Source organism: Kitasatospora sp. RG8 (assembly GCF_017813315.1).
Taxonomy (GTDB): Bacteria; Actinomycetota; Actinomycetes; order Streptomycetales; family Streptomycetaceae; genus Kitasatospora.
In genome coordinates, this window is record NZ_JAGIYX010000001.1 from 599,997 (window position 1) to 612,305 (window position 12,309).

Here is a 12,309-nt window from a genome sequence, read left to right on the forward strand (position 1 = left end):
GGCCGCCACAACGCCAACGCTGTTGTCATAGCCCTCGTTGCCCTAGGCTGCCCGCCATGACGGAACGCGTGGTCCCCGAACCGCAGCGGCGGCGCAGACGGCCGACCAAGCAGGGCACGGTCCTGTCCGAACAGGTCATCGTCGAGACGGCCCTGCGGCTGATCGGCCAGCACGGCGCGGCCGCGCTGACCGTCCGCCGCCTCGGCGCCGCCCTGGGAGCCGACCCGAGCGCCGTCTACCGGTACTTCCACAACACCGACGACCTGATGCTCGCCGTCGCGGACGAACTCATCGGCCGCGCCCAGCACGGCCTGCGGCTCACCGGTGACTGGCGGGCCGACCTGCGCGAGATCGGCATGCGCATCCACACCGCCTACCAGGCACACCCCCAGGCCGCCCAGCTCGCCGCCCACCGCACCACCGGGCGGGACAACGAGACGCGGGCCGTCGAGACGATCCTCGGCGTCCTGCGCCGCGCGGGCTTCCCCGACCCGGAGGCCGTCCGGATCTACCACGCCTTCGTCGACCAGGCGCTCGCCTTCGCCGCCCAGGACGCCGCCGCCCTCGCCCTGCCCGCCCCCGCCCGCGCCGCCGACCTCGCCGTCTGGCGCCTGCGCTACGCGCGCCTCGGCCCCGACACCCACCCCCACATTGCCGCCACCGCCGACCTCCTCGTCTCCGACATGGACCGCAGCGGCTACCCGTTCGCCCTCGACCTCCTCCTGGAGGCCGCCGCCACCCGCCTGGCGGCACAGCCCTAGGAAGAACAGGCCCCCGGCGCCACGAGCCGACGGTGACGCCACCGGTCCGGGAGGGCAAGGCCCCCCGAGGCGAACCCCCGCCCGGAGAGGCCCGCCCTCCCCCGCGCTCCGGGGAGAACGGACCTTTCGCTGCCGGTCAGACCGCGGCTGCCGGGGCGGTGGTGCTGCCGGCGGTGCTGCCGAGGATGTGTTCGGCCTTGGCGACGGCGGCGCGGTAGTAGACGGAGGCCAGCTGGGACGAGTCGTCGTCGCGCTGGAAGAAGCCGTAGGCCATGGCGGTGGGGCCGAAGCGTTCGATGCCGAGGTAGCCGTTGAGCACGACGCCGGCCAGGTTGCCGTCGAGGCGGACGGCGGGGGCGTCGTGGCGGTCGCCGAGGGTGATGGGGGTGACCCGGAAGGTCACGGCGGAGCCGGTGCCGTCGGTGAAGGTGAGGCTGTGGCAGTTCGCGAACGCGTCGGTGACGGTGGCGAAGTCGGTGGTGAGCTTGGCGGAGTCCTCGGCCGTGAGCGACTCGGTCACCATGGGGTTGCCGCCAGGTCCGTCGAACTCGGCTTCCTGATGGGGGGTTTGTGGCGAGGCCCCGGTGTCCTGCCGGTTCAGCAGGGCGCGCAGCGCGTCACAGCCGGCCACCGGGGAGGCGCCGCCGCTCGGTGACGCGCTCGCCTCGGACGGGATCTCGGTGAAGTCCGGGCCGAGTTCGGCGGCGGTGAGCAGGGCCGCCTTCAGCTGTTCCGACGTGGGCAGTTGCTCGGCCGGGGCCGCCTGGAGGGTGATGGCCGCCGACCGGGCGGAGCCGGTGGCGCTGCCGGCCGCACCGAGGGTGACGGCGGTGGCCACGGCCGCGGCGGCGAGGGCGAGGAGAGGCCGCGAGTGGGACATGCGGGCCCCCGATCAGGAGTCGGACAGGGACAGGCACCCAGTGTCGCACCGGGGCCGCCGCGCCGCCCGCCCGAAGCGCAGGGCCGCAGCTCAGGACGGGTCGGGGAGCTCCGCGAGGGTCCCGGTGAGCCACTCCACCCAGAACGACTCCAGACCGATCCCGGCCCGCAGGACGGCATGCTGGAGCCGGTTCTCGCCGGCCGACCCCTCGGGCGGGAAATCCCGCCGTTCGATCTCCTCGTAGTCGGCCAACTGGGCGCGGTGGAGCGCGAGATGACGGTTCAGCTCGGCCTCCAGGCCGGCGGTGCCGACCACCGCCGCCGCACGCAGGCGCAGCAGCAGCGGCTCACGGACGGCCTTGGGATCGTCCCCGGCGGCCGTCCACCGTTCGAGCTCGGCGCGGCCGTCGGGCAGGACCTCGTACTCCCTCTTCTGGCCACGCACCGGTCCCGTCTGCGGGAGCGCCCGAATCTGGCCGGAGGCCTCCAGGCGGCCGAGTTCGCGGTAGATCTGCTGGTGGGTGGCGGACCAGAAGAAGCCGATCGACTTGTCGAACCGCCGGGTCAGCTCCAGCCCCGAGGAAGGCTTCTCCAGCAGGGCGGTGAGGATGGCGTGCGGCAGTGACATGGGCCGATCCTAGGGCGTGGCACCGGGGGCCGCCCCTGGCGCCGGAGGCCGGTCCCGGCGCCGGAGGCAGGACCCGGCGCCGGAGGCAGGACCCGGCGCCGGAGGCAGGACCCGGCGCCGGAGGCAGGACCCGACCGGGGCACGGCGAGAAAGTAGTCCACAAAAAGGTAATCCAGTTCGGAACTTTTGCATGCGCCGGAAAGTTGGACCGGTCATGACTCAGCGACCAGCGCCCCGCCCCCTCTCCGACGAGGCCCTCTCGGACCTGCTCGGCACCCGGCAGTTCGGCACCCTCGCCTCCGTGAAGCGCAGCGGCCACCCGCACCTGACCACCATGCTGTACCAGTGGGACCCCACCGGGCGCGTGGTGCGGTTCTCCACCACCGCCGACCGCGTCAAGGTGGGCCACCTGCGGCGCGACCCGCGGGCGGCCCTGCACGTCCAAGGACCGGACGCGTTCTCCTTCGCCGTCGCGGAGGGCGAGGCGGAGGTCTCGGAGGCGACGGCCGTCCCGGGCGACGCGGTCGGGCAGGAGCTGCTGGCGATGCTCCCGGCGGAGTTCCGGCCGGCGGACCCGCGGGAGTTCCTGGCCGAGCAGGTCGCCGAACGGCGGGTGGTCATCCGGCTGCGGGTGCAGCGGCTGTACGGCACGGCGCTCGACGTCAGCGGCTGAGGGCGGGCGCACGGGCGCCGCCCCTCCCTCCCGGGTGGGAGCGAGGGGCGGCGCCGGTGCGGGAAGCCCCGAGGTCAGAGCGCGGCGGCCAGCTCGGTGCCCTGCTTGATGGCGCGCTTGGCGTCAAGTTCGGCGGCGACGTCGGCGCCGCCGATCAGGTGCGGGGTGAGACCGAGTTCGCGCAGGGCCGCGTCGAGGTCGCGGCGCGGCTCCTGGCCGGTGCAGAGGACGACGGTGTCGACGGGCAGGAGCTGCCGTTCGCCGTCCACGACGAGGTGCAGGCCGGCGTCGTCGATCAGCTCGTAGGTCACGCCGGCAACCATGGTGACACCGCGGTGCTTGAGCTCGGTGCGGTGGATCCAGCCGGTGGTCTTGCCGAGGCCGGCGCCGACCTTGGTGGTCTTGCGCTGGAGCAGGTGGACGCTGCGCGGAGGCTCGGGCCGCTCGGGGCGGGTGAGGCCGCCGCGCTCGCGGTACTCGGGGTCGATGCCCCACTTGCGGTGGAAGACGGGCGGGTTGAGGCTCGCGGCGTCGCCCTGGTCGGTGAGGTACTCGGCAACGTCGAACCCGATGCCGCCGGCGCCGAGGATGGCCACGCGATTGCCGACGTCGGCGCCGTCCCGCAGCACGTCCAGGTAGCCGACCACGCTGGGGTGGTCGACTCCCGGCAGGTCGGCGGGGATCCGCGGGGTGACGCCGGTGGCGAGGACGATCTCGTCGAAGCCCCCGGCGGCCAGCTGCTCCGCGTCCACCAGGGCACCGAGCCGCAGCTCGACGGCCAACTCGGCCAGCCGGGTGCGGTAGTAGCGCAGGGTCTCGTCGAACTCCTCCTTGCCGGGGATGCGCCGGGCGATGTTCAGCTGCCCGCCGACGGTGTCGGCCGCGTCGAACAGGGTGACGGCGTGGCCGCGTTCGGCGGCCGAGACGGCGAACGCGAGGCCGGCCGGCCCGGCGCCGACGACGCCGATCCGCTTGCGCGTCCTGGTGGGGGCGAGGACGAGCTCGGTCTCGTGGCAGGCGCGCGGGTTGACCAGGCAGGAGGTGATCTGCCCGCTGAAGGTGTGGTCCAGGCAGGCCTGGTTGCAGCCGATGCAGGTGTTGATGGAGGCGGCGCGGCCCTCCTGCGCCTTGGCGACGAAGTCGGCGTCGGCGAGCAGCGGACGGGCCAGCGAGACCAGGTCGGCACAGCCCTCGGCGAGCACCTGCTCGGCGATCTCGGGGGTGTTGATGCGGTTGACGGCGACCAGCGGCACGCCGACCGAGCCCATCACCTTCTTGGTCACCCACGCGTAGGCGCCGCGCGGCACGGAGGTGGCGATGGTGGGGATGCGGGCCTCGTGCCACCCGATGCCGGTGTTGATGATCGTGGCGCCGGCCGCCTCGACGGCCTGGGCGAGCTGCACGACCTCGGCGAGGGTGGAGCCGCCGGGAACGAGGTCGAGCATGGAGAGGCGGTAGATCAGCACGAAGTCGGGGCCGACCCGCTCGCGGACCCGGCGGACGATCTCGACCGGGAACCGCATCCGGTTCTCGTAGGAGCCGCCCCACTCGTCCTCGCGGTGGTTGGTGGCGGAGGCGGTGAACTCGTTGATCAGGTAGCCCTCGGAGCCCATGATCTCGACACCGTCGTACCCGGCCCGCCGGGCGAGGGCCGCGCAGCGGGCGAAGTCCTCGACGGTCTGCTCGACCTGCTCGGCGGTGAGCGCGTTCGGCACGAACGGGCTGATCGGGGCCTGGAGGGCGCTGGGGGCGACCAGGTCGGGGTGGTAGGCGTAGCGGCCGAAGTGCAGGATCTGCATCGCGATCCGGCCGCCGGCCGCGTGGACGGCGTCGGTGACGACGCGGTGCCGGTCGGCCTCCTCCTCGGTGACGAGCATGGCGCCACCGCCCCAGGGGCGGCCGGCCTCGTTGGGGGCGATGCCGCCGGTGACGACCAGGCCCACGCCCCCGCGGGCGCGCTCGGCGTAGAAGGCGGCCATCCGGTCGAAGCCGCCGGGCGCCTCCTCCAGTCCGACGTGCATCGACCCCATGATCACGCGGTTGGGGAGGGTCGTGAAGCCGAGGTCGAGCGGGCTCAGCAGGTGGGGGTAGGGCGGCTGGTCGGCGGTGCTCATCGGCGTCTCCTGGGCGACGGGGGCGGCTCTTCGTTACCAGACGGTAGGGGATGCCTCGGCACCTATGCAACAAGTTGCATAACCGGAATCACCACCCCTCGGCGCCGAATATCACTGACTCGCCGTCAGGTCACCGCGGAACGCGCGTATGGTCGTTGCGCGACGCGGGGTTCGCAGCGGACCCCCGGAGAGGGGGCGGCAGTGCGGGGTGGCTCGATAGCCGTGGTCGGCGGAAGCATCGCGGGGTGCGCGTTCGCGCGGGCCGCCGCGCGGGGCGGGGCGGAACAGGTGGTGGTCCTCGAACGCAGCCCCGGCCGGCTGGAGGACCGGGGAGTGGGCCTCTGCGTCCTCGACCCCCGGTACGACGAGCTGGTCCGGGCCGGCCACCTGGACGACGGGATCCGGCACCACCGGCTCACCCACCGCCACTGGCTCACCCGCGAGGGCACGGGCAGCGGGGGCGGGAGCGGTACGGGCGGTCCGCGCGGGCGGCTGCTCTGGGCACAGGAGATGCCGTTCCACTCCTACCACTGGGGCGTGCTCTGGCAGGCGCTGCGCGAACGCACCCCGGACAACGTGGCCTTCCGCCTCGGCGAGGCGGTCACCGCGGCGGGCGGCGGTACGGACGGCGGGGACGGCACAGGTGGCGGGGAGGGCAGGGAGGGCACGGGTGGCGGGCACGGTGACCGCGGGCAGGCCTGGATCGAGAGCGCGGGCGGCGGGCGCGAGACGTACGACCTGGTGATCGGCGCCGACGGCTACCGGTCGGTGGTCCGCGAGGCGGTCTGCCCCGAGTCCGCCTTCCCCGATGCCCGGCCCGCCTACGCGGGGTACGTCTGCTGGCGCGGCAGCTTCGACGCCCGGCTGCTGGACGGCCTGCCCGGCGGTGCCGCGCTCTGGCCCGAGGGCGAGGTGATCACCGTCTGCTACCCGGGCGGCCAGGTGGTGCTGTACCGCATCCCGGGCCTGGAGCCCGGTTCCACCCAGGTCAACTGGGTCTTCTACGCCCCCACACCGCCCTGGCTGAGGCCGGACGGCGTGACCAGCGTCCCGGCCGGGACGCTCACCACCGGACGGTTCGAGGAGCTGGCCGCACTGGCCGAGCGGCACCTGCCGTCGTACTGGGCCGGGGTGGTCACCCTCACCCCGCGCGAGCGGACCTTCCTGCAGCCGGTCTACGACCTGGCGGTACCGCGCCGCACGGCCGGCCGCCTGCTGCTGGCCGGCGACGCGGCCACCGTGGTCCGCCCGCACAACACCAGCGGTGTCGTCAAGGCGTTGCAGGACGCCTGCGCCTTCGAGGACGCCTGGCGCACGGCCGGCTCCTGGGCCGAACTGCTGCCCGTGTACGACGCCGAGCGCGGTGCCGTCGGCCGGGAGACGGTCGAGGTGGGACGGCGGCTCGGGCGGGCCCAGGTCACCGAGGCGCCCGACTGGTCGGGCATGGACGAGGCCGCGATGGTCGACTGGTGGCGGCAACAGGTCGCCGGCACCGGCGGGTTCGGCGGCCACGCCATCGCGCAGCCGCCGACCCTCCGTCAGAACACCTCAGCGGACTAGGAGTTCACCGGCCCCGTCGGCATCGCCTCAGACGTTGACACCGTAGTCGGTGGCGATGCCGCGCAGGCCGGAGGCGTAACCCTGGCCGATGGCACGGAACTTCCACTCGACGCCGTTGCGGTAGAGCTCGCCGAAGACCATCGCGGTCTCGGTCGAGGCGTCCTCGGTGAGGTCGTACCGGGCGATCTCCTGGCCGTTGGCCTGGTTGACGATCCGGATGAACGCGTTGCGGACCTGCCCGAAGCTCTGCAGGCGGGCATCGGCGTCGTAGATCGACACCGGGAAGACCACCTTGGCCACGTCGGCGGGCACCGCGTCCAGGTCGACCTTGATCTGCTCGTCGTCGCCGTCGCCGCCGCCGGTCAGGTTGTCGCCGCTGTGCTCGACCGAACCCTCGGGGCTGCGCAGGTTGTTGAAGAAGACGAAGTGCTGGTCCGAGACCACCTTGCCGAGCGCGTTGCAGAGCAGCGCACTGGCGTCCAGGTCGTAGTCGGCCCCGGTGGTCGTGCGCACGTCCCAGCCGAGGCCGACGATGACGGCGGTCAGGCCCGGCGCCTCCTTGGTCAGCGAGACGTTGCCACCCTTGGCCAGCGAAACTCCCACGATGCCCTCCTCGTTTGCTCTCCCTGCCGAAGAATCTACAACACTGTAGAGATCACGAGAATCCACTCGCCACGATGCGGGGGGCGCGCCGGAAGGACGCGGAGCCCGGGGGCGCGGCAGCCGGGAGGGCTCACCGGGCGGGAGGGCTCGGGCCCCGGGGGCACCGGAGCCGACGGGACGCGGCGGCCGGCAGGCACAGCAGCCGGGGGCACGGCAGCCTGGAGGCACGAGTGCCGGCCGGGCCGAGGGGGGCGACCCCACGATCGGGCGCCCCCGCCCCCGCCCCCGCCCCCGCCCCCGACCACGACCCCGACCGCGGCCCCGACGCCGGCCCCCTCACGCCTCCAACAGCTCGGCGACGTGCGGCGGCAGCAGGCACGCCTGCCGGGCCAGCACCTCGACGAAGGCCGCCGTCAGCGGGTCCGGCCGTGTCCGGGTGTACGCGACGAGCGGGCGCCGTACCGGCGGTTCGGGCCGTCGGACCAGGCCGTCGAAGCCTGGCGGCACGATGTTGGCGGGCACCAGCGCGGGCCCCAGCCCGGCCGCGGCGAGCAGCGGCGCGGCCGCCGTCTGCTCCGTGCGCACCGCGGCCCGCGGCCGGAACCCGGCCTCCGCACAGGCCCGGTCCAGCAGGTCGGCGAGCCCGTTGCCGGGCGCGTAGTGCACCCAGTCGCGCCCGGACAGGGCCGCCAGGTCGACGAGCCGACGGTCCCTCACCTCGTCGTCGGCAGGCAGGGCGAGGACGAACTCCTCCACCCCCAGCTCCCGGATCGGCCCCTCCCAGTCGGCCGGCGGCGTGCCCACCGCGACGTCCGCCTGACCGGCCGCCATCGCCGCGTGGAGCTCGTCGTTGTGGGCGTACTCGCGCAGCCGGATCCGCACCTGCGGGTGGAGCCGGCGCCACGCGCGCAGCACCGGCGGCAGGATGCCGAGGCTGACCGAGTAGACGGTGGCCAGCTCCAGCTCCCCGCCGTCGAGCCCCGCGGTGAGGCGGGCCGCCGTCCGCAGCCGCTCGGCGTCGGCGAGCGCCGCCCGGGCGTGCGGCAGCACCGCCCGCCCCATCGGCGTCAGCCGGACGGCGCGCGGCAGCCGCTCCAGCAACGTCCCGCCGACGGCCCGCTCCAGGGCCCGCACCTGGTGCGACAGCGCCGGCTGGGTGACGTGCAGCAGCTCGGCGGCACGGGTGAAGGAGCCCGTGTCGACAACGGTCACCAGGTATTCGAGCTGTCGCAGCGTAGCCATGCAGGGAGTTTATGGGTTACCGAGAAAACAAGCCTTGGACTCATCCGCAGGTGCCGGTGGAAGGTCGAAGGGAACCCAGCCCCTCCTCCGATCGGAGCCGCCGCCATGACCACCTCCCCCTCCACGTCCACCGTCCCCTCCTCCCTCCCCACTGCCCCCTCCTCCCTCGCCGGCCGCCGCGTCGTCGTGGTCGGTGCCGGCTCGAACACCGGTCGCGCCCTCGCCCGTGCCGCCTCCGCGGCCGGCGCCGAACTGGTCCTGGCCGGACCGGACCCCCGCAAGCTGGAGTGGACGGCGGGCGAGCTCAGCGGTCCGGCCGAGGTCGTCCCGGTCGACCTCGCCGACGAGGCCTCCATCGCCGCCCTCGCCGCCGCCACCGGCGCCTTCGACCACCTGGTGTCCACCGCCGCGATGCCCGCCAACGGCCCGCTTGCCGATCTCGAACTCGCCGACGTCCAGCGGGCGTTCGCCGCCAAGGTCTACGGCCCGCTGCTGCTCGCCAAGCACCTCGCCGGCCAGGCCGTCACCGGCACCCCCGACGGCGCGTCCTTCACCTTCTTCTCCGGCGTCGCCGCCTGGCGCCCCGCCCCCGCCCGGACCGTGATGGCCACCACCAACGGCGCGCTGGCGTTCCTCGTCCAGGCCCTCGCCGTCGAGATCGCCCCCGTCCGCGTCAACGCGATCTCCCCCGGCATCGTCGACAGCGGTTCCTGGGACCGCATGGGCACCGACAAGGACCCCTTCCTCCGCTCCGTCGCCGAGCGCAACCCCGCCCGCCGCGTCGGTACCACGGAGGACCTCGTCCGCGCCGTCCTCTTCACGATGACCAGCCCCTTCGTCACCGGCACCGTCCTCCACGTGGACGGCGGCGGTCGGCTGGCCTGAGGACGACCGACGGGCCGCACAGGCCCCCCGGGGGCGACCTCTCAGACCTCCCGGGGGCCTCCCGCAGACCTCCCTCAGACCTCCCCGGACGGCGGGCAACCGCACGCCCGGCCGGGGCCCGCGGCCGGACGTAGACTGACCGGGCAGCGTCCGCAGGCCGCTCCCGCTCCCCTGCGCGGAGGTCCCCCGAGGAGGTCCCGATGCGCCAGCGGCACAGCTTCCACCTCGACCGGGGCGACCACTCCGTCACGGTGAACGTCCGGTCCGGGTGGATCACCGAGACCGAGTTGCTGGTGGACGGCAGGGAGATCGCGTTCCACCGCGTCCACGGCCACGGTGTCTACCCGCTCACCCTCGCCGCCGAGTTGGCCGAGGAGCCGCCGCTGCCGCTCGCCGTCCGGCTGGAGCGGACCGGGACACCCGAGCACCCGCTCGCCTGCGTCCTGGAGCTGCGCGGTGCCGTCCACCCGATGCCGGAGCGGACGGAACGCTGAGGGACGGAGCACTCAGGGACGGGGCACTGAGGGACGGGGCGCTGAGGGGCGGGGCGCTCAGGGACAGAGCGCCGGGAGCCCGGCCGGCGGCTTCCGGCCGGGCGGATCCGTTGCGGCGGCCGGATCCGTTGCGGCGGTCACCGCGGCGTCATGCCCGCCCGGACTCCGCGGCCGCCTCCGCCACGATCTCCTCGACGGCCGCCCGGGCCCGGGCGGCGTCCTCCGCCACCAGGGCGATCCTGGTCCGGCGGTGGAGCACGTCGTCCGCGTCCAGGGCTCCCTCGTGCGTGACCGCGTAGGCGATCTCGGCACGGGTGACGTCGACGCCCTCCGCGACCGGTGCGGCCGTTCCCGCTTCCAGGACCTCGCGGGCCGCGCCGCCGTGACGGGCGAGCAGCGAGGCCGGCACCTCACCGTCGGGCGCCGGGCGGCTGTCACGGTGGGCGGGCGCGCCGACCAGCGGGAGGCGGGCCGTCCAGCACTTGCGGGCGGACAGTCCGCGCAGGCGGGTGGCGGTGTCCACGGCGTCCTCGGCCATCCGCCGGTAGGTGGTGAGCTTGCCGCCGACCACGGTGATCACGCCGGACGGGGACTCCAGCACCGCGTGCTGCCGGGAGAGGTCGGCCGTGGCGCCGTCGCCGGTGTCGATCAGCGGCCGCAGCCCGGCGTACGCGCCGCGCACGTCCGCCCTGGTCAGCGCGGTCTGCAGGGCGGTGTTGACGGTGTCAAGCAGGAAGGCCAGCTCACCCTCGGTCGGCTGCGGTTCGTCCGGGATCGGGCCGGGTGCGTCCTCGTCGGTCAGGCCGATCGCGACCCGGCCGAGCTGCTGCGGCAGCGCGAAGACGAACCGGCTGGTGGAGCCGGGCACCGGGACGGTGAGCGCGGCGCTGGGCCGCCCCAGGGCGGCGGCGTCGACCACCAGGTGGGTGCCGCGGCTCGGTCGCAGCCGGATCGACGGGTCCACGTCGCCCGCCCAGACGCCGGTGGCGTTGACCACCGCGCGAGCGGCGAGGGTGAGGGACTGCCCGGTGAGTGCGTCGGTGAGACGGGCCGAGGTGCCGGTGACGTCCTCCGCCCGCACCCGGGTCAGCACGGTGGCGCCGTACTGCGCGGCCGTACGGGCCAGTGCCACCACCAGCCGTGCGTCGTCCACCAGTTGGCCGTCGTGCGCGACCAGCGCACCGGCGAGGCCCTCCGCCCTCACGCCGGGCACCAGTTGGCGGGCGCGGTCGGCGCCGACGCGGCGCACCCGCGGCAGCAGGCCGCCCGGGGTGCCGGCGCTCAGCCGCAGCGCGTCGCCCGCCACGAATCCGGCGCGGACCAGCGAGATCTGCCCCCGGCTCATCAACCCGGGCAGCAGCGGCACCAGTTGGGGCATCGGGCGGACCAGGTGCGGGGCGGTGCGGGTCATCAGGACGCCGCGCTCGACGGCACTCTCCCGGGCCACGCCGACCCGCCCGGAGGCGAGGTAGCGCAGGCCACCGTGGACCAGCTTGGAGCTCCACCGGCTCGTCCCGAAGGCGAGGTCGCGAGCCTCGACGAGGACCGTGCGCAGGCCGCGTGCGGCCGCGTCCAGGGCCACCCCGGCGCCGGTGACGCCACCGCCGATGACCAGCAGGTCGACGGCCGGGCCGGAGGTGAGCGCGTCCAGTTCCAACTCCCGCCGCCTGGCGTCGAGTCGGGCGGTTCCGGCGTAGGGACCGGCGGTGGTGGTCATCTGGTGCCTCCGTTGGTGTTCCCGCCGCTCACGGCGGGAGGTGTCCGTACGTCAGGGCGCGAGGTGTCCGTGCATCAGTGCGTGTGGTGTCCGTAGGTCAGGGCGCGAGGTGCCCGTTCACGGTGCGGGGCGTCCGTTCACGGCGCGAGGTATCCGTTCAGCGCCCGGGCCAGCTCGCGCCGCCAGGCCGCCTCGGGCAGCAGTGCGGCGACCATGCGGTGCGACTGCACGGTGGACTGGGCGATCAGCAGCACCATGGCCGCCATCTCGACCGGTTCGCCGGCCCGGATCGAGCCGTGTGCCTGGCCCTGCTCGATCCCCGCGCACAGCGCCTCGATCAGGCCGCGCTGGCTGGTGCCGAGCCGCTCCACGACGTACTCGAAGAGCGTGTCGGAGTCGGCCGAGCGCAGGAGCGCACCCAGCACGGGGTGGTCGCGCAGCCGGACCGCCACCTCGACCACCCCGTCGACGAGGGCCTCGCGGTCCTCTCCGACGAGCGCGACCGTCTCCTGGGTGGCCCGGATCTCGCGGGTGAGCAGCGCCCCGATCACCGCCCGGACGTCCGGCCAGCGCCGGTAGACGGTCGGGCGGCTGACCCCCGCGCGGCGGGCGATCTCGGCCAACTGGGTCCGGCGCACGCCGAGATGGACGATCAGCTCGGCCGCGGCGTCGAGGATCGCGTCGTCGGTACTGCGGGGCTCCGGGGCTCCGTCGGGGCCGGCTGGGCTCGCGTTACTACTTGACATGATGTGT

The 12,309-nt window shown here is 74.4% G+C and carries 12 protein-coding genes; 5 read left to right on the forward strand and 7 right to left on the reverse strand.

Features of this window, described 5'->3' with window-relative positions:
• The first annotated feature begins 56 nt into the window (after nucleotides 1-56).
• Nucleotides 57-761, forward strand: coding sequence for a TetR/AcrR family transcriptional regulator (locus J5Y04_RS02570; protein ID WP_209409758.1), 705 nt, complete (start codon nucleotides 57-59; stop codon nucleotides 759-761).
• Nucleotides 762-897: 136 nt separating this feature from the next.
• Here the strand turns inward: J5Y04_RS02570 and J5Y04_RS02575 are convergent, their stop codons facing one another.
• Both J5Y04_RS02575 and J5Y04_RS02580 read right to left on the reverse strand, forming a co-directional pair.
• Entirely contained in the window at nucleotides 898-1,641 is a 744-nt protein-coding gene (locus tag J5Y04_RS02575) for a hypothetical protein (RefSeq protein ID WP_209409760.1), read from the reverse strand.
• Between the two features lie 90 nt (nucleotides 1,642-1,731).
• Nucleotides 1,732-2,268, reverse strand: coding sequence for a PadR family transcriptional regulator (locus tag J5Y04_RS02580; protein WP_209409762.1), 537 nt, complete (start codon nucleotides 2,266-2,268; stop codon nucleotides 1,732-1,734).
• Nucleotides 2,269-2,482: 214 nt separating this feature from the next.
• Between J5Y04_RS02580 and J5Y04_RS02585 the strand changes: the two genes are divergently transcribed.
• Entirely contained in the window at nucleotides 2,483-2,941 is a 459-nt protein-coding gene (locus tag J5Y04_RS02585) for a pyridoxamine 5'-phosphate oxidase family protein (RefSeq protein ID WP_209409764.1), read from the forward strand.
• A 74-nt stretch (nucleotides 2,942-3,015) separates the two neighbouring features.
• Here the strand turns inward: J5Y04_RS02585 and J5Y04_RS02590 are convergent, their stop codons facing one another.
• The gene (locus tag J5Y04_RS02590) at nucleotides 3,016-5,055 is read right to left on the reverse strand and encodes an NADPH-dependent 2,4-dienoyl-CoA reductase (RefSeq protein WP_209409766.1); all 2,040 of its coding nucleotides are present in this window, start codon (nucleotides 5,053-5,055) and stop codon (nucleotides 3,016-3,018) included.
• 222 nt (nucleotides 5,056-5,277) lie between these two features.
• On the opposite strand from J5Y04_RS02590, the gene J5Y04_RS02595 reads away from it, so the two are divergent.
• Nucleotides 5,278-6,615, forward strand: coding sequence for a monooxygenase (locus J5Y04_RS02595; protein WP_245203983.1), 1,338 nt, complete (start codon nucleotides 5,278-5,280; stop codon nucleotides 6,613-6,615).
• 27 nt (nucleotides 6,616-6,642) lie between these two features.
• Here the strand turns inward: J5Y04_RS02595 and J5Y04_RS02600 are convergent, their stop codons facing one another.
• Entirely contained in the window at nucleotides 6,643-7,218 is a 576-nt protein-coding gene (locus J5Y04_RS02600) for a TerD family protein (RefSeq protein ID WP_209409770.1), read from the reverse strand.
• A 336-nt stretch (nucleotides 7,219-7,554) separates the two neighbouring features.
• A complete protein-coding gene (locus tag J5Y04_RS02605) occupies nucleotides 7,555-8,460 on the reverse strand; it encodes a LysR family transcriptional regulator (RefSeq protein WP_209409772.1) in 906 nt (301 codons plus the stop codon).
• A gap of 105 nt (nucleotides 8,461-8,565) precedes the next feature.
• Here J5Y04_RS02605 and J5Y04_RS02610 point away from each other — a divergent pair, with 105 nt between their 5' ends.
• Nucleotides 8,566-9,345: an SDR family oxidoreductase gene (locus J5Y04_RS02610; RefSeq protein WP_209409774.1), complete on the forward strand. Its 780-nt coding sequence runs from the start codon at nucleotides 8,566-8,568 to the stop codon at nucleotides 9,343-9,345.
• A gap of 200 nt (nucleotides 9,346-9,545) precedes the next feature.
• The gene (locus J5Y04_RS02615; RefSeq protein ID WP_209409776.1) at nucleotides 9,546-9,839 is read left to right on the forward strand and encodes a hypothetical protein; all 294 of its coding nucleotides are present in this window, start codon (nucleotides 9,546-9,548) and stop codon (nucleotides 9,837-9,839) included.
• 148 nt (nucleotides 9,840-9,987) lie between these two features.
• Here J5Y04_RS02615 and J5Y04_RS02620 read toward each other — a convergent pair whose 3' ends face one another.
• Both J5Y04_RS02620 and J5Y04_RS02625 read right to left on the reverse strand, forming a co-directional pair.
• A complete protein-coding gene (locus J5Y04_RS02620) occupies nucleotides 9,988-11,556 on the reverse strand; it encodes a glycerol-3-phosphate dehydrogenase/oxidase (RefSeq protein ID WP_209409778.1) in 1,569 nt (522 codons plus the stop codon).
• Between the two features lie 137 nt (nucleotides 11,557-11,693).
• Nucleotides 11,694-12,302, reverse strand: coding sequence for a TetR/AcrR family transcriptional regulator (locus tag J5Y04_RS02625; protein ID WP_209409780.1), 609 nt, complete (start codon nucleotides 12,300-12,302; stop codon nucleotides 11,694-11,696).
• Nucleotides 12,303-12,309: the final 7 nt, after the last annotated feature.